The sequence below is a fragment of the Shewanella sp. W3-18-1 genome, from assembly GCF_000015185.1.
GTDB classification, from domain to species: Bacteria; Pseudomonadota; Gammaproteobacteria; order Enterobacterales; family Shewanellaceae; genus Shewanella; species Shewanella putrefaciens.
On the sequence record NC_008750.1, the window covers coordinates 4,254,164 to 4,273,412 of the forward strand.

Genomic DNA, 19,249 nt, shown 5'->3' on the forward strand with positions numbered 1-19,249 from the left:
CTAGGCATGTCTGAAAACCGCATACGTATCGCAACCCGCAAGAGTCCGCTAGCCATGTGGCAAGCTGAATTTGTTAAAGCCGAATTAGAACGCATTCACCCAGGTATTGTGGTGGAATTGCTACCAATGAGCACCAAGGGCGACGTGATATTAGATACGCCATTAGCAAAAGTAGGTGGTAAAGGTCTGTTCGTCAAAGAACTTGAAGTGGCGATACTAGAAGACCAAGCAGATATTGCTGTGCACTCAATGAAAGACGTGCCAGTAGATTTTCCTGAAGGACTCGGACTCGAGGTCATTTGCGAACGTGAAGATCCCCGTGATGCATTTGTATCAAATATCTATAAAACGATCAGCGAATTACCACTTGGTGCAACCGTTGGTACTTCAAGCTTGCGCCGTCAATGTCAACTGCGCGCATCACGCCCTGATCTGATTATTAAAGATTTACGCGGCAACGTCGGCACTCGCCTTGCTAAGCTGGATAACGGTGAATACGATGCCATCATTCTTGCTGCTGCTGGTTTAATTCGCCTTAAATTATCAGGACGCATTGCCAGCTTTATTTCTGCCGAACAGTCCTTACCCGCTAACGGTCAAGGCGCTGTGGGCATTGAATGCAGAACCAACGATGAGCGAGTTAAAGCACTTCTAGCACCATTAGAGCATTTAGAAACCCGCTACCGTGTTATCGCTGAGCGAGCCATGAACACTCGCTTAGAAGGTGGATGCCAAGTGCCTATTGGTGCATTTGCTGAAATTAATGGCGATGAGATGACCTTACGCGGTCTAGTCGGCAATCCTGACGGCAGCGAAATTATCGAAGGCATCATCACAGGTCCGAAGACCGAAGCAACACAATTAGGTGTGGCTCTTGCCGAAGAACTCTTAAGCAAAGGCGCAAAAAGTATCCTTGACGCCGTTTACGCTAAAGCCTAAGTCAATGAAAGTGTTACTGACGCGCCCTGAGGGGCGCAATCAGTCTATGGTCGATGCCTTGAATGCACGAGGCATTGCCCACTATGTCACGCCATTATTGGGTGTTGAACCAACTAACGACATCACAACGGATGCTTCGCATCCATTGGCAGGGACAGATATTATTATCTGTATCAGTGCTAACGCTGTTATTTTTGCGAATAAAGCCTTAAACAAAATTAATGCACAAATAGCAACATGGCCTAAAGTTCAATATTTTGCTGTGGGCCATGCAACATGGGAGGCATTAGATCAGTTAGGCATTTGCGCAGTTGAAGCCCCCGATGATTGCCAACAAACGGAAGGCTTACTTACCCTTACTTCTCTACAACATATTCCAGCTAAAAAAGTAACGATTATACGTGGTGTTGGTGGCCGCGAAGCTCTCGCTGAGCAATTAACCAGCCGTGGCGCAAATGTACGCTATTGGGAAGTATATCAGCGAGTGTGTCCACCGTTAGACGGATATGCTATTACACAACAATGGCAACACTTTGGTATTGATACCATTGTGGTCACCAGTGGCGAAGTTCTCAATAACCTGATTAAACTAGTGCCAAAAGAGTTATTTGCATGGCTGCGCTCATGTCATATCATAGTCCCAAGTAACCGAGTAGAAGCTCAAGCTCACGCCTTTGGTATAAACCACGTCACCAATGCCTGTGCCGCCAACAGCAAAGCCGTGCTAAACGCCCTTAAACTTTAAGCGCTATTTAGCCCGATTTTACTCGAATGTCGGCAGTAGCATGTTTTCAAGGACTGTTAAATGGATAACAACAAGCACGACGCAAAGAGCCCAGAATCCGAGGCTACCTCTATTATTGCACCATCGGTCACAACCGATGAAACATCGTTACCGCCAACGTCATCCTCTGAAACTCAAGCGAAAGCCGACGCAGTAAAACCCACAAACACAACCATTAACACTCCTGCGTTAACCAAGAGTTCTTGGGCAATTCGCTTTAGTATTTTATTCGCTTTAGGATTAACCCTTGGTGCCATAGGCGGTGGCTATGTGCTGTATCAGCAACTCCAGCAACAAATTCAGCAGCAACAGTTGGCACAAGATGAAAAAAACAATGCCCTGCAAAGCCAATTAGCACAGGCGCTATTACAGCCTAATCAACGAATAGAACAATTAGAACAGCAACAACTTAACGACGCAAAAACCTATCAAGAATTATCAAAACTCGTTGAAAACCAAAGCCAGCTCCAAGATAGAGTGAATAAACTTGCCGAACGTAGTCCCACACATTGGATGGCGTCAGAGGCAGAATACCTCGTCAATATGGCAGGACGTAAACTCTGGTTAGAGAAAGATCCTCGTACTGCTACCGACTTGTTAAAATCCGCGGATGAAACCATTGCTGCGATGAACAACCCTGCACTGCTGCCAATCCGCAAAGCACTCGCCAAAGATATCGCCGCAACGGCCAGCATAAAAGTGACAGATATTGAAGGGAATGTATTAGCGCTTGATGCCTTAATTGAGCAACTGAGCAAGCTATCACTAAATCGCCACGATGCAGAAGTAAATCCCGCTGAAGATACTGCTATCACTGACAATCTGAGTGATTGGCAAACAAATCTAAGTAAGACATGGAAAGCCTTAACCCAAGATTTTATTACTATTCGTCACAGAACAGCCAACGCTCCAGCGCTATTAGCGCCAGATCAGCAGTGGTATCTGGTTGAAAATATCCGTCATAAATTGCTGCAATGCCAACTTGCTTTATATCGCTATGATAGAGCGGCATATCATCAATCATTAATGATGGCACGCAAGTGGCTCCAAACTTACTTTGATCCCCAAGATCATAAAACTGTCGAAGCCATTGCCGAAATCGATAAATTAGCCACATTGGAACTCGATCCTATCACCCTGAAATCCTTTACAGCTAAACCTCTACTATTACAACTCACAAGTTATGGTGAACTCACCTCATTAGAGGATACGTCACTATGATAAAGATATTAATTTTACTAGGGATTGTACTAATAGGACTCTGTATTAGCCCTTGGCTAGTCGGAAATACAGGTTATGTATACATTACGGCCGGTGATTACCAAATTGAAACCAGCTTGGTCTTTGGGGTTATCGCCTTAATTGTATTTTATGCTGTATTCCAAGTACTTGAATGGTTGGTGATTACCGCTATTAATCTAATCCTACGTAGCCGTTTTATCCCCTACCATTGGCGCCGCCGATCCGCAAAAAAACATACATTAATGGGCGCGCTTGCACTTGCAGAAGAAGATTGGCCAGCGGCTGAACGCGCTATGATAAAAGGCGCTGACAACGGCGAACTCCCCGCACTAAATTTACTTGCCGCGGCAAGGGCTGCTCAGTACCAACAAAAAATAGCCGAGCGTGATCAATATCTTGACCGCGCAGCATCACAACCTCTAGCCGCCAATGCGGTAACAACCACTCGTGCCCGTTATTTATTAAAGCAAGGGGAATTAGCTTTAGCACGCGTTGAGCTAGATAAGTTATCGCCCACGAGTAAGAGCAAAGCACCAGTACTAAAGCTGGCCCTTGATCTCTATCAAGCACAACAAGATTGGGATGCGTTAAAGCTGTTATTGCCTATATTGAAGAAACGTCAACTCATTGATGATGAAAAGTTTAATGAACTCAATATAGTTACCCATTGCGCTTTACTTAAAGCAGCGGCGACAAAAAGTGAAGCAGCATTAGAAGAATGCTGGCAATGGTTATCGCGCAGTGAACGAAATCAGTCTGAATACCTCGCTATCTACGCGATTGCCCTATGCCGCTTTAATCGTAAAGATGAAGCGATGAAGTTGTTGCTGAAAAAACTCCGCTCAGCACCAGACACGGCACTATTAAAGGTAATACCTGATATAACCACTGCCCAAGATATGGATATCCGTAAACAACTCCTAAAATACGAAGTGACCCACGAGAATAATGCTGATTATCAAATTTGCTTAGCCAAGCTGTATCAGCAAACGCGCGAAATGAAAGAAGCGAAAACCTGCTGGCAAAACGTCTGTCGACTTGAGCCAACGAAAGATGCTTGGTTAGCACTTGCACGCATTCAAGAGCAATTAGGTGAACAGGGTTACGCCAACCAAAGCTATCGTCAAGCTGCCAACCTGTAATACCAATAACGACATCGATAGCGCCATAATACCCAAATTATGGCGTTCCCTAGCTCCTTACCCTTCCTCATATCCGTAGTTAAAGCCTCAAGTATTTTGCATTCATAAAAATTTAATCCTCAGTTAAAGATCTATTCGCTATATAAAAGCTTACATTTATAAAACAAACACACTAAATGCAGTTGTTTTTACAAATAAACATACAACATCTAGTTTTATACAAAACCAGCGTCAATTTTACAGGTAATGCGCAAGAAAAAGCCTTAATACCAAGCGATAGAGGCGCGTCAAAAAATTGACTTCCATTCGCTCATTAGCTAAAATTCCACCACTTGTATCACACTTCCATACATTTGTTGGATTTGTGGGCCTTTGTTTGGATTAACACTTGGGTGTTGGGAGCTAATTATGGGATCGGTCATTACATCAAAAAAAGGTTTGCTAAAGTTAGTTAAAGGGCAAATCAATATCGAAGTTGATGGTACAAATCAACCCGCTAAGGATGGCGAGCAACTCCCGAAAGGTGCAGTCCTCCATATTGGCGAAAATGCAACATATGAAATCACCTTCGATGATGGCACTAAATTATCGAACGAAGACGTACCGAATACCGCTACAGCGACACCGCCAAGTACCGCCAGTGAAGCGACGCTAGATGAAATCCAAGCACTACAAGATCTCATCGCTTCTGGAGAAGATCCAACTCAAAGCCTGCCAGAAACCGCAGCAGGTAATACCCCTGGTAGTGATGGTAACTCAGGTTATGTAACATTAGCCCGTAGCGGCAGTGAAACCCTTGCGTCCTCAGGCTACTCAACAACAGGTCAAGCGCCAACAACCATCGCACCCAATGAGTTAAGCCAAACCATTGCCACTGACTCGCCATCCATACTCGCGAATGACACTAATACTATTGATGAAGATACAATTGCCACAGGCAATGTACTCGACAATGACAGCGATGCAGATTCTGAATTAACGGTAGCCAGCTTTGAGGTTGAAGGCACAAGTTATGCCGCAGGAACTGAAGTGACTCTTGAAAGCGGTGTATTAATTATCAACGCTGATGGCTCTTATACTTTTACACCCAGTGAAAACTGGAATGGTCAAGTTCCAGTTATTACTTACACCACCAATACAGGCGCAAGTGCAACACTGACTCTAAATGTCACTCCAGTCAACGACCCGAGTATTGCCACAGGCGACACCCAAGGCAGTGGCGCTGAGGACGCTGGCGTGATCAGTGGCACCCTCAGTGCCACCGATGTTGACGGCCTCACCAATGGCAATGTCTTTAGCATCACAGGCGCTGCCGCCAACGGCACCGCCAGCATCGACCCTGTCACTGGCGCGTGGAGCTACACCCCTGTGGCGGACTGGAATGGCACCGACAGCTTTACCGTGACCATCACCGATGATGACGGCAACACCACCACCCAGGTCATCAATGTGACCGTGACTCCGGTTGCCGATATCGTCGCCGACACCATGACCACCAACGAAGATACCGCGGTCACGCTGAACCTGCTGGCCAATGACAGCTTTGAAAATGCCGACGCCGCGGTGACTGCAGTGACCAATGGCGCCAACGGCACCGTGATCATCAATGCCGACGGCACGGTCACTTACACGCCTAATGCAAACTTCCATGGCAGTGACAGCTTTACCTACACCGTCACCTCTGGCGGCGTCACCGAAACGACGACGGTCAATGTGACGGTAGGTCAAGTCGATGACCCCACCACCATCACAGGCGACACCCAAGGCAGTGGCGCTGAGGACGCTGGCGTGATCAGTGGCACCCTCAGTGCCACCGATGTTGACGGCCTCACCAATGGCAATGTCTTTAGCATCACAGGCGCTGCCGCCAACGGCACCGCCAGCATCGACCCTGTCACCGGCGCGTGGAGCTACACCCCTGTGGCGGACTGGAATGGCACCGACAGCTTTACCGTGACCATCACCGATGATGACGGCAACACCACCACCCAGGTCATCAATGTGACCGTGACTCCGGTTGCCGATATCGTCGCCGACACCATGACCACCAACGAAGATACCGCGGTCACGCTGAACCTGCTGGCCAATGACAGCTTTGAAAATGCCGACGCCGCGGTGACTGCAGTGACCAATGGCGCCAACGGCACCGTGATCATCAATGCCGACGGCACGGTCACTTACACGCCTAATGCAAACTTCCATGGCAGTGACAGCTTTACCTACACCGTCACCTCTGGCGGCGTCACCGAAACGACGACGGTCAATGTGACGGTAGGTCAAGTCGATGACCCCACCACCATCACAGGCGACACCCAAGGCAGTGGCGCTGAGGACGCTGGCGTGATCAGTGGCACCCTCAGTGCCACCGATGTTGACGGCCTCACCAATGGCAATGTCTTTAGCATCACAGGCGCTGCCGCCAACGGCACCGCCAGCATCGACCCTGTCACCGGCGCGTGGAGCTACACCCCTGTGGCGGACTGGAATGGCACCGACAGCTTTACCGTGACCATCACCGATGATGACGGCAACACCACCACCCAGGTCATCAATGTGACCGTGACTCCGGTTGCCGATATCGTCGCCGACACCATGACCACCAACGAAGATACCGCGGTCACGCTGAACCTGCTGGCCAATGACAGCTTTGAAAATGCCGACGCTGCGGTGACTGCAGTGACCAATGGCGCCAACGGCACCGTGATCATCAATGCCGACGGCACGGTCACTTACACGCCTAATGCAAACTTCCATGGCAGTGACAGCTTTACCTACACCGTCACCTCTGGCGGCGTCACCGAAACGACGACGGTCAATGTGACGGTAGGTCAAGTCGATGACCCCACCACCATCACAGGCGACACCCAAGGCAGTGGCGCTGAGGACGCTGGCGTGATCAGTGGCACCCTCAGTGCCACCGATGTTGACGGCCTCACCAATGGCAATGTCTTTAGCATCACAGGCGCTGCCGCCAACGGCACCGCCAGCATCGACCCTGTCACCGGCGCGTGGAGCTACACCCCTGTGGCGGACTGGAATGGCACCGACAGCTTTACCGTGACCATCACCGATGATGACGGCAACACCACCACCCAGGTCATCAATGTGACCGTGACTCCGGTTGCCGATATCGTCGCCGACACCATGACCACCAACGAAGATACCGCGGTCACGCTGAACCTGCTGGCCAATGACAGCTTTGAAAATGCCGACGCTGCGGTGACTGCAGTGACCAATGGCGCCAACGGCACCGTGATCATCAATGCCGACGGCACGGTCACTTACACGCCTAATGCAAACTTCCATGGCAGTGACAGCTTTACCTACACCGTCACCTCTGGCGGCGTCACCGAAACGACGACGGTCAATGTGACGGTAGGTCAAGTCGATGACCCCACCACCATCACAGGCGACACCCAAGGCAGTGGCGCTGAGGACGCTGGCGTGATCAGTGGCACCCTCAGTGCCACCGATGTTGACGGCCTCACCAATGGCAATGTCTTTAGCATCACAGGCGCTGCCGCCAACGGCACCGCCAGCATCGACCCTGTCACCGGCGCGTGGAGCTACACCCCTGTGGCGGACTGGAATGGCACCGACAGCTTTACCGTGACCATCACCGATGATGACGGCAACACCACCACCCAGGTCATCAATGTGACCGTGACTCCGGTTGCCGATATCGTCGCCGACACCATGACCACCAACGAAGATACCGCGGTCACGCTGAACCTGCTGGCCAATGACAGCTTTGAAAATGCCGACGCTGCGGTGACTGCAGTGACCAATGGCGCCAACGGCACCGTGATCATCAATGCCGACGGCACGGTCACTTACACGCCTAATGCAAACTTCCATGGCAGTGACAGCTTTACCTACACCGTCACCTCTGGCGGCGTCACCGAAACGACGACGGTCAATGTGACGGTTTTGGATATTACCCCCCCACCAGCGCCAACCGTCTGGATCGTGGATGATGGTGTACCGGGAGATGGTCTGCTCACCCAAAGTGAAATCAACAGTAACGGTGTAGGCATTCAGCTTCAGGTTACAGTGAGCCATGCGGAACTTTTAATCGGAGGTGTAGTCACTATTAACGTCAATAACGGCGGAGATTTAAGCACCTATACACTTAAGCTCGTCGATGGTGCATTACTCTTTAGTGATAACACATCAGCAACAGGTTTCAGCTATAACAATGGTGTAATCAGTTGGACAGAAGACGTACCTGTGGCAGGGCAAAACATTACCGTTACAGCAACTCAAACTGACTCAACTGGTAATACATCAACACAAGCATATGATACAGCAGAGATTTACCAACCTAACAATCAGCAGATAACGGTTAATGAAAGTGACCTGCGTGACAATATTCCTAATGTTGTCTCAAGTACAATTAGTTTCACCGCAGGTAACCAAGCACTGACGCAATTCCGCTTTAATGAGTCAGCCATTAATGCTGCGACAAATCTCGCAGCAGGAGTGAGCATCGTTTGGGCGATAGCCGCAAATGGAGCACTAATAGGTTCCATTGATGGGGTTGATGTCATCAAGCTCACTTTAACAGGTGGAGTGATTGCCGCAGGTACAACTGCGAATATTACTGTGAATGTTGAATTGCTTGATAATATCAAACATATGAATGCTCTAGATGGCACAAATCTAAATTCACTGATCAATGGTATTGTTATTGAAGCTGTTAGCGCCGATGGTAGCGTTTTGACCGGTAATTTAAGCATCGTCATTAATGACGATCTAATCTCTATCGACCCTGTAAGTACCTCTGGAGTAAATAGCTCTAGCGCTGCCAATATCATAGGTGCTCTTAATATTTTAGGAGCCGATGGTAATGATCATGATCTTAATGATGATTACAGCATAAGTCTGACAGCGAATATCACAGGGTGGAATGGAACAACCACTACGTTTGCTAACTCAGGTATAACCTCAGAAGGGCTAACCATATTTTACTACGTAGACCCTGCTCATCCCAATGTGCTTATTGCATATACGGATACCAATGCTACCCCCTCAGCCTATACTGGCGCGGCGAACCAAGCATTAATCTTCACGTTGACAACCGATCCGCATAGCGACCAATACACTTTCGATATCAATCAAAGCATTGATCAACTTTCAACTATCCAAATTGCAGGTTTAGTTGGAGGACAAGGTGGGATCGGTGATGCGGTCTATGTCACAAGCAATAGCTCTACAAATGGCTACAGTGTCTATAACGATATTTCTAAAATTCCATCAGGGGAAAATATTGCATTCACACTAACCGCCCGAGATCAAAATGGAAATATGGGTCGTGTCAATGGCACCAACAACGGCTTCGGCGTCGATAATCCAAGTGTTAGTGGTAATGAAGTTTTAATTGTTAATTATTCTGAAGATGCTGCTACTGCGAGTTTTAATTTTACAGGCGCTACATCCATCTATTTTAAAGCCTATGATGAACAAGGCAATTTAATTGGTGAAGGAAATATAACAAGCGGTCAAATTATCCAGAACTTAGGTTCCATTGGTTATATTGAATTATCTGCTTTAGCAGGTACCAGTTTCCAATTTACTGGCACTACGGCACAAACCATTGTGAGCTCCACTCAAAATGTCGACTTACATTTTGATGTAACGGTTACCGATAGTGATGGTGATACGAATACAGGCGGATTTAACATCCATCTTGAGGCACCAAATACAACGCCAATCGCACCTGTTGCGCTCACTACTAACGCCATTGCAAGCCTTAATGAAGCAGACTTGCAGGCTGGCGCTCCTGATATGAGTGTACAAACACTTAGCTTTAAATCTGGTAGTAACTCGATTGGTAGCTTCCAATTTGGTGATTTTAGTAATATTTCCGTCACAGGTATTAATGCGCACATTCATTGGGCCGTTAATACTGCGGGCCAATTAATAGGTACCGTGTTTGGCCGTGAAGCTCTTCGCTTAACCTTAGATTGGGATCGAATTAATGCAGGAGAACAAGGTGATGTGACGGTTACCGCCGAATTACTGACTAATTTACCCCATAGCGTTAATGTGGATAGCCTTACGATAAATGGCATTAAAGTCGTGGCTATTGATGGTGCTGGTAATACAGCCCAGTCAACTGTCACGGTTACCGTTGCCGATGATGTTGATATCGCTAAAAATGATACAGCACAACTCGATGTTGTTGTCGACTCATTTAAGTTTTCTGGAGTAGTTGCTAATTGGCAAAGTACTATTGGTGGTACAAATATCACTAAATATGATGGTCCAGATAACGATACAGGTTTAGATCAAATTCGGTGGGGAGATCCATCTAGTTGGTATGGAAACCAATCAGGTTATGGTTTTATGGATAACGATGCAGGACTTAATGGAGCATTGTCACTTAACCAAGATATCGTTTTGGGTACATTTACCCACTACAATTATTCAATTACGTCAGGTACATCTATTACTGCCGCCACAATGAAAGTGACCTTTAACGTCACAGATGCATATGGAGTAACTACACCTGTAACGTTAACTCTCAACTTTAGCCATAACGAAACACCTAATACAAATGACCCAATAGCTTCTCGCGACATTGTCACCGTAGGCCAAACCAGTGTCACCTTCAACTATGAAGGCCAAATCTACACAATGCAAGTGATTGGATTTAAAGATACTAATGGCAACGTTGTCACATCTATCTACACTAATGAGGATGCTGCGACCAGTTATGAACTAGTAGTTCGTATGGTTGCTGGTAATGGATATTCCTTACCAAACACTGAAGGCAATGTGTTGACAAATGATGTCGTTGGAGCTGATGGTCCATTGACCATTATTGGGGTAGCTAAGGGCGATTTTACCAATACCGGCGGTGTATCTGGGCAAGTAGGGTCAACCATAACTGGCCTATATGGCACTCTGATACTAAACGCCGATGGAACCTATAAATACCAACTTACAGCAAATGCAAGCCAATTGCCTACAACAGGAGCAATAGAAACCTTTACTTATACCATCCGTGATAGTGATGGCGATGTATCCAGTGCAACCTTGAAAATCAACGTTAATCCCGTCAATAGCGATGGTATTAATATTGCGGACGCCAACCTTATTACCACTCAAGGTTCTAGCCTGAATGACACTATGGTCGTGGTTAATGGTGAAAGTGCTAATAACCCAAATCAAAAAATATTGAACGTCAGTTTTGGTGGTGGCCAAAGCGGTATCATCACAAACAGTAACGGAAAAGAGGTTGTTGCTTCAGGAGCTAACAATAAGAGCTATAGCACTACGGATGCCCAATTCGTTAATGGCGGCGATGGTAATGATCATATTGAAACAGGCAAAGGCAACGATGTTATCTATGCGGGTAGAACAGGCTCGACTGGATATGGTTCAGATGATGCACTTGAGCTATCAGTCAATACGCTCCTAAATCACCATATTATGACGGGTGAATTAACTGGCGCTAACAGAATGGTTGATAGTAACGGCCTATTATTGGCTAATGATGTCGCTTCGCATAAAGCGGATATTGTAAATGGTGGCAGCGGTGATGACCGAATTTATGGTCAATCTGGCTCTGACATTCTCTATGGTCATACAGGTAATGATTATATTGATGGTGGTAGCCACAACGATGCACTCCGTGGTGGAGAGGGCAACGATACTCTCATCGGTGGCCTTGGTGATGATGTCCTTCGTGGTGATAGCGGCGCTGATACCTTCGTCTGGCGATATGCGGAGTTTGGCACTGACCACATTATGGACTTTAAAGTCACAGAAGATAAGTTAGACCTGAGTGACTTACTCCAAGGCGAATCGGCAAATAATTTGGACAGTTACTTAAACTTTAGCTTAGACAGCACTGGCTCTACCGTCATCGATATTGATGCCAATCTTGATGGTGTATATGAACAGCACATCATTCTTGATGGCGTGAATTTATTCACCACTTATGGCGCAACAAATGATGCCGGAGTGATTAATGGTCTACTGGGTACCAATGGTAATGGTCCATTAATTATCGATACTCAGCCTATCACTCCAGAGACACCACAGGGAGTAACACCACTTAATGATCCTCATAACAATGGCACTATGATCCCTTAAATAAAATCGTTTTGATGGCCTATAGAAATATAGGCCATCATGGACGATACTTTGGATAACCATATAAAAATCAAAGGATAGATAATTAGGTGCCTGTCACAGCGTCTGAAAGAATTGAGCAGTGGACTATTTCTGCTTCGCAGCGAGTTATAGTTGATCCATTGCTAGATTGTTTAGTGCTCCTCACTGAACATTTTGGAAACCCATGCTCAAGCGATTCGCTTGCGGCAGGTTTACCCTTGTCTGGTGCTCTTTTAACACCAGATTTACTTCCACAAGCAGCATCGCGCGCGGGTTTAGCTCTGAAGGATCCCCTCATAAATCAGCCATAGCATAGCCATATTTGAGCAACTGATTGGCGAATAATACCCAGGCCGCCAGCAATTCTTTCTCCGTGATTTGATAATCAGGCCGCCTGAGTACCTCCAATCCCAAGCGAATCGTTGAGAGTACCGTTCGATGCCCAATGGTATTGGCCTGAAAATGCTTATCCCAGCCCTGTTGCTGTGCGTGTAAACCAACTAGCCACAACAGGCATTGAACCATCAACGCTATCAGTAGGATGATGTCGAATCGCTCTGGACTGTTGGTACGACTTTGGCGTAAGCCAAAGCCGTATGCCGGGCTTTTGAGGTCACGAAAGGTTTCCTCTATTTGCATACGTTTGGCGTACAGGTTTACCAGCTGCTTTGGGCTCCGAGATTCTGGTGGTAAATTGCTGGCTAACACCCAAGGCTCTTTCGCCGATGTTGAGTACGTTTTTGCCGATGGATGGTGGCAATTAGTCCTCGTTGAACGCTGATTTGTACGCCCCTTAGGTTTGCTACGATAAAGCGTGAGATGGCAATTGATAGGGTTAGTTTTGGTCAAGGTCTTACAACCCAGGCTCTTCGCTTGACCGTTGGCCAAGTCATGTGTACTGCGAACTGCACGCCAATTTTCAGCGCCAATATCTGCAAATTGAACTGTACCGCGAATACGGCTTAGCCAAAACCAACCATGCGCCTCAACCTCTTTGTACCAAGGCACTTTGAACCCCGCGTCAGTCACGATGAGAGGGGTAACATGCAAAGGTAAAATCTTGGCTAAGTCCGCTAAAAAACCGTTGTGGGAGGCCTTAGAGCATTGTTCTGATAGGGGATAGGACTTCTCATACAGGGTAATAGAGCGGCCATTGAAGGCTATTGAGGCGCGCAGAGCCATGATGCGTTTATGCTCTCGGATGTCTGACCAATCGACGAGCACAATCGGCATAGGGTTACCAGAACAGATGAGGCTGGCATGCCATTGGTAGACAGCTAACCGTTCTTGATGCAGATGCGTGTTGCCGAGCAAACGATCAATGCGCTTGATGTTGTGCTTGGTTCGGGCCGTGGTTGGTAAATTTCGACCTAACTCAGTCAAGGTCAGTGTCTTACATTCAATCAGTGCCTTAGAGGCCAGCATCAAGCTGTTTAATCGTTTTAGGTGAAGTTCTGGGCAGTATTGGTGTAAAGAATGTTGTAGGATATTGGCTTCGCGCATCTTGTTGTCCAAGTGTAGTTTTTGGCGAAACCATTTGATCATGCAACAAGATGCGCTTCCACCCTAATTTGATGATTTATTTGTAAATCATCAGGGGATTCTTCAGGGTTTAGCTGCAAAATTGTCTCGAAAGGGATTAAATGAAGTCTCACCAATACTGCTTCCCTGTATTTTATTATTAAAAGATCAGAAAGCCTGTATATTACGCGAGATTAATTTAGAGTCAGATAAAGCTGTTATTCAATTACCTGAAACGGGTGGTGAAGAGACACTCAATATTGAGTCACTAGAAGCCTTATATGTAGGTTATTTATTTTTAGTAAAACAAGAATACCGTGGTGACATGGGCTTTGATGTTTATCTTCACGATAATAAAACCCATTGGTTGCTCCAAACCCTAAAAGATTCCGCACCTATTTATCGAGATGCACTTATTGCGTCTGTTTTAGTAAATTTATTTGCGCTCGTTTCACCACTCTTCATCATGAATGTGTATGACAAAGTGGTTCCCAATCTCGCTTTTGAATCTCTTTGGGTTCTCGCAATTGGTGCTTCTATTGCTTATCTTTTTGATCTTGTGATGCGACAATTACGAGGCTATTTAATTGATGTTGCAGGTAAAAAGGTAGATATCATTGTCTCATCACAACTTTTTGCTAAAGCCATTGGTATTCCGCTTGAGAAACGCTCACCCAGTATCGGCGGTATGGCAAAACAACTCGGTGAATTTGACAATATTCGCGAGATATTAACCTCTGCAACAATAACCACATTAGTTGACTTACCCTTTGCGTTATTTTTCTTAATTATTATCTTCATCGTTGCTGGTGATCTTGCCATTATTCCCGTTATCGGGGGCGTTATCATTATAGGTTTTACGCTTTACACACAACCCAAATTAAAAGCTGCGATTGAAGAAGGTAATAAGTTTTCAAGCCTTAAACATGGACATTTAATTGAAAGCCTCTCTGCGCTTGAGTCAATAAAAGCAAACGGTGCCGAAGGTATAGTGCAACGAAGTTGGCAGCAAATGATAGGCCATAGCGCAAACTGGCAATTGAGATCTAAAAACCTATCTAATTCAGTGTCAAATATTGCCAACTTTATTGTCCAGTTTACCGTTGTAAGTGTGGTTATTTTGGGGGTTTATCGGGTTGCTGATAATGTCATTTCAATGGGAGGAATCATTGCTGCGGTCATGTTATCTAGCCGTGCCATAGCCCCGATGGCACAACTCGCAGGCCTGATGACAAGAGCAAACCATACAGCAAGTGCATTGCGTCAACTGAATGACTTAATGGTGCAAGAAGATGAGTTTCAAAATAAAGGTCATTTAGTCAGTAAACAGAGATTACTCGGTAAGATTAATGTCGATAATGTCGGTTTTAGTTATCCAGGGTCAGAAAAACCCGTGTTATATCCCATGTCTCTGACCATTAATCCCGGTGAGCGCATCGCAATTATTGGGCGCAATGGTTCAGGTAAAAGTACACTCGCCAAACTTTTAGTCGGTCTTTTCCAGCCGACCACTGGCAGTCTACGTTACGACGGTATTGATTCTGCACAAATTCACCCTAGCGATCTACGCCGTAACTTCGGCTATTTGCCTCAAGATGTCACGCTATTTCACGGGACGATTAGGGATAATATTCTCTTTGGTACTCGCCAAGTGACTGAACACCAACTGATACGGGCGGTACAACTCTCAGGCGTAAGCCAATTTACGAATCTTGAAGCTGAAGGTTTAGATCAGCAGGTTGGTGAAGGCGGTATGTCGCTTAGTCGTGGACAAAGGCAAACAGTGGCGCTTGCAAGAGCAACGCTCAATGATCCGCCAGTACTCTTAATGGATGAGCCCACAGCAAGCTTAGATGCGCGTGCTGAGCAACAGTTTATTCGCTCAATGCAAAATGTGAGCAAAGACAGAACCCTATTGTTAATTACGCACAAAATGCACTTATTACAATTAGTTGATCGCATTATCGTGCTTGAACGCGGTCATGTCGTCGCTGATGGCCCTAAAGCTGAAGTGTTAGAAAAACTCAATTTTGGTCTGTTCAATGGGGGCAGTAAAAAATGAGTAAACACTTAACGGCTAATGATCTGGACATGGTAGATGATGTCTATGGTGCCATGATGACCGATGCACCCACAGGCCACAGATTAATTATTTGGGCAATGGCGGCAATGATTGTCTGTTTCTTGTTGTGGGCAGCTTTTGCCAAATTAGACAAAGTCACCACAGGCTCAGGCAAGGTAATCCCCTCCTCACAGGTTCAGGTTATTCAAAGCTTGGATGGCGGAATAATGCAAGAGCTCTACGTACGGGAAGGTGAACTGGTCACCAAAGGGCAACCCTTAGTACGAATTGATGACACTCGTTTCCGCTCAGATTTCGCTCAACAAGAGCAGGAAGTTTTTGGTTTAAAAACCAACACTATTCGTATGCGAGCCGAGCTAGATAGCATATTAATCTCAGATATGACCTCTGATTGGCGTGAACAGGTTTTAATCACCAAAAAAGCCTTAGTTTTCCCTGATAGTATAGTGGCGGCGGAGCCTGCACTCGTGCATAGGCAACAAGAGGAATACAACGGTCGTTTAGATAATCTCAGTAATCAACTTGAGATATTAGTGCGCCAAATTCAACAAAGGCAGCAGGAAATCGATGAGCTTGCCTCAAAAACGACAACGCTCACCACAAGTATGCAGTTAATCTCCAGAGAACTAGAACTGACTCGACCTCTCGCTAAAAAGGGGATTGTGCCAGAAGTCGAATTGCTCAAGTTAGAGCGTGCGGTTAACGATGCTCAAGGTGAACTCAACTCACTACGATTACTTAGACCAAAATTGAAATCAGCCCTAGACGAAGCCATTTTAAAACGTCGGGAAGCTGTATTTGTGTATGCCGCCGATTTGCGGGCGCAGCTTAACGAGACCCAAACTCGCTTATCTCGTATGAATGAAGCTCAGGTTGGCGCACAAGATAAAGTCAGTAAAGCCATTATCACCTCACCTGTTAACGGCACCATTAAAACAACACATATCAATACATTAGGTGGCGTTGTACAACCTGGTGTAAACATTATTGAAATTGTTCCTTCCGAGGACCAATTATTGATAGAAACCAAAGTACTACCAAAAGACATTGCTTTTTTACATCCAGGATTACCTGCGATTGTTAAAGTCACCGCCTATGATTTCACTCGTTATGGCGGCCTTAAAGGTACTGTCGAACATATCAGTGCAGATACATCGCAGGATGAAGAGGGCAATAGCTTCTATCTTATTAGGGTGAGAACAGAAGAATCGAGTTTAGTTAAAGACGATGGCACGCAGATGCCAATAATTCCGGGGATGTTAACTACGGTTGATGTCATCACGGGACAAAGATCCATTCTTGAGTACATTTTAAATCCAATTTTAAGGGCTAAGGACACTGCGCTTAGAGAGCGTTAAGCCTGTTATAAACCGGGAGGTTTGCAATGAATACTTTAGTAAAACGACCATTTCAATGTTCAAAAATAGCCATGGTATTGTCATTAATACTATTACCATTATCGGCTCAAAGTCAGACTTTAGAGCAGGCGGTTGCGCACACGATCGATACCAATCCAGATCTGCGCGTCGCCTTTAATCGCTTTAAAGCGCGGGAAGAGCAAGTTAACCAAGCAATGGCTGGTTATATGCCAACCATTGATATCACTGGCGGTTATGGTTATGAGCAAACCGACAGTGTATCAACTCGCAGACGTAAAAATGTGGGTGATGTTGATAGGAAAGGAGTGGCAGAGCTAAACCGTGGAGAATTCGGTGTTAGCTTAAAACAAATGCTATTCGATGGCTTTTATACCAGCAGCGAAGTCAATCGCTATAGCTTTGAAGCCAGTGCAGATCAGTGGGCCTTACTCGCCGCGGCAGAAGATATGGCACTAGAGGTCAGTAAAGTCTACCTCAACTATCTGCGTACTCTTGAAGTCCTAAAACTGGCAGAAAAAAATCTCGATAGCCATAAAGAGATTTATGACCAAATTAAACAACGCACCGATTCTGGTTTAGGTTCAACCGCTGACTTATCCCAAATATCTGGCCGTCTTGCTCGTGCAAATGCCAATGTAATGTCAGCGCGCAATAATTTACTTGATGCGAAAGCACAATACGTCAAAGTCGTTGAATCTGAACCAGTTGATTTAATTCAGCCCGTACCAGATGCTGACATGTTACCAAAAGATCTTAGCTCAAGTTTAAATGATGCCCAGCAGAATCATCCTATTTTAAAATCCGCGGCTAATGATATTCGTGCGGCTGAAAATGAGCGCTCATCCGTTCAATCCAATTATTATCCACAGGTTTCATTAGAGCTCAGTGGTAATTGGAATAATGATATTGGCGGTGAAGATGGCGTAAGTAATCTGGCGAGCCAAAATGTGGGCGGACATAACAACGATCTCCTTGCTATGGTTCGAGTGAAATACAACCTTTTCGCTGGAGGAAGAGATCTTGCTCGGGAAAAAGAAACTGCCTATAAGCTCGGTGAAGCAAAAGAAATTCGCCAACGTGCACAACGAGAAGTGGTTGAAGGCGTGAATCTAGCTTGGAACGCCTATGAAATGTTAGCACCACAGAAAGAATATATTCGCGATCACGTCGTTGCAGCAAAAGATACTCAATCTGCCTATGCGCAACAATTCAACCTCGGTCAGCGCAGCTTACTCGATTTACTCGATACTGAGAATGAACTATTTGAGGCTCGTAAAGATTATTTACAGACCGAATATGATGAAATCATCGCAAAATATCGTGTACTCAACGCTACTGGTCGTTTATTAGACTCACTCAAAGTTACTCGCCCTGAAGCATGGCGTGGCGAACGTAACTATGAAGGAGGAACTAACAAATGAAAACCGTAATCCTATTCCTCAGTATCATACTTTTAGCTGGCTGTTCCATGCGAGATACGGTTAATATTGAGGAAATGACAACGACTCAAGCCTATGATCTATCAGATAAAGACAGGGATGGTGTTGTCGAGGCCCGTGAACGTTGCAACGACACTATGCTGGGTGCAAGTACAGATAACTATGGTTGTGGCAGAATTAAAGCGATTAATGAACGAAAGGAGATAAATATTTTATTTCCAAACGACTCTGCCTTTATCGCACCTGAGTACTATTCTCAGATTGAAGATATCGCGGCTTTTTTACGCCAATATCCAACGACTAAAGTGACTATCGAAGGCCACACAAGTCGCACTGGCACTGATGAACGCAATGCGGTGTTATCACAAGAGCGGGCTGATGCCGTTACTGCAGCGCTAGCAGATCGTTTTAACATCGATCGAAGCCGACTCACCGCCATCGGATATGGCTCTAGTCGCCCAATAGTATTAGAACAAACTCCAGAAGCTGAAATGCGCAACCGCCGTGTTGTCGCCGAAGTAACTGGTGATGACACAACAACGGATATGAAATGGACAATTTACTCTGTCGATGACAATCCAAATTAAGGACTAAAA

Annotated in this window: 9 protein-coding genes and 2 pseudogenes; 10 read left to right on the forward strand and 1 reads right to left on the reverse strand. The window is 45.9% G+C overall.

Annotation, left to right across the window (positions count from 1 at the left end):
- The first annotated feature begins 6 nt into the window (after positions 1-6).
- The 6 genes and pseudogenes from hemC to SPUTW3181_RS22295 all read left to right on the forward strand — a co-directional run.
- Positions 7-939 (forward strand): hydroxymethylbilane synthase, encoded by a 933-nt coding sequence (hemC, locus tag SPUTW3181_RS19315; RefSeq protein ID WP_011790963.1) that lies wholly within the window; start codon positions 7-9, stop codon positions 937-939.
- A 4-nt stretch (positions 940-943) separates the two neighbouring features.
- Positions 944-1,684 (forward strand): uroporphyrinogen-III synthase, encoded by a 741-nt coding sequence (locus SPUTW3181_RS19320; RefSeq protein ID WP_011790964.1) that lies wholly within the window; start codon positions 944-946, stop codon positions 1,682-1,684.
- A gap of 60 nt (positions 1,685-1,744) precedes the next feature.
- Complete coding sequence (locus SPUTW3181_RS19325) at positions 1,745-2,944, forward strand: uroporphyrinogen-III C-methyltransferase (protein ID WP_011790965.1); 1,200 nt, start codon at positions 1,745-1,747, stop codon at positions 2,942-2,944.
- Positions 2,941-4,107 carry a heme biosynthesis HemY N-terminal domain-containing protein gene (locus tag SPUTW3181_RS19330; protein ID WP_011790966.1) on the forward strand — a complete coding sequence of 389 codons (1,167 nt, stop codon included), beginning with the start codon at positions 2,941-2,943 and terminating at the stop codon, positions 4,105-4,107. Before SPUTW3181_RS19325 ends, SPUTW3181_RS19330 begins: the two co-directional genes overlap by 4 nt.
- A 408-nt stretch (positions 4,108-4,515) precedes the next feature.
- Positions 4,516-12,210 (forward strand): retention module-containing protein, encoded by a 7,695-nt coding sequence (locus SPUTW3181_RS19335; protein WP_011790967.1) that lies wholly within the window; start codon positions 4,516-4,518, stop codon positions 12,208-12,210.
- Between the two features lie 89 nt (positions 12,211-12,299).
- Positions 12,300-12,518, forward strand: a pseudogene (locus SPUTW3181_RS22295) (type I secretion system permease/ATPase); the annotation flags it as partial.
- 7 nt (positions 12,519-12,525) lie between these two features.
- Here the strand turns inward: SPUTW3181_RS22295 and SPUTW3181_RS19345 are convergent.
- The gene (locus SPUTW3181_RS19345; RefSeq protein WP_001206290.1) at positions 12,526-13,734 is read right to left on the reverse strand and encodes an IS4-like element IS10A family transposase; all 1,209 of its coding nucleotides are present in this window, start codon (positions 13,732-13,734) and stop codon (positions 12,526-12,528) included.
- A gap of 106 nt (positions 13,735-13,840) precedes the next feature.
- On the opposite strand from SPUTW3181_RS19345, the pseudogene SPUTW3181_RS19350 reads away from it, so the two are divergent.
- The 4 genes and pseudogenes from SPUTW3181_RS19350 to SPUTW3181_RS19365 all read left to right on the forward strand — a co-directional run.
- Positions 13,841-15,814 (forward strand): annotated as a pseudogene (locus SPUTW3181_RS19350) (type I secretion system permease/ATPase); the annotation flags it as partial.
- A complete protein-coding gene (locus SPUTW3181_RS19355; RefSeq protein WP_011790969.1) occupies positions 15,811-17,193 on the forward strand; it encodes an HlyD family type I secretion periplasmic adaptor subunit in 1,383 nt (460 codons plus the stop codon). The pseudogene SPUTW3181_RS19350 and the gene SPUTW3181_RS19355, both read left to right, overlap by 4 nt.
- A gap of 26 nt (positions 17,194-17,219) precedes the next feature.
- Positions 17,220-18,635 (forward strand): TolC family outer membrane protein, encoded by a 1,416-nt coding sequence (locus tag SPUTW3181_RS19360; RefSeq protein ID WP_011790970.1) that lies wholly within the window; start codon positions 17,220-17,222, stop codon positions 18,633-18,635.
- On the forward strand, positions 18,632-19,240 hold the full coding sequence (locus SPUTW3181_RS19365; protein WP_011790971.1) for an OmpA family protein: 609 nt from the start codon (positions 18,632-18,634) through the stop codon (positions 19,238-19,240). The genes SPUTW3181_RS19360 and SPUTW3181_RS19365 overlap by 4 nt, the downstream gene beginning before the upstream one ends.
- Positions 19,241-19,249 lie beyond the last annotated feature (9 nt).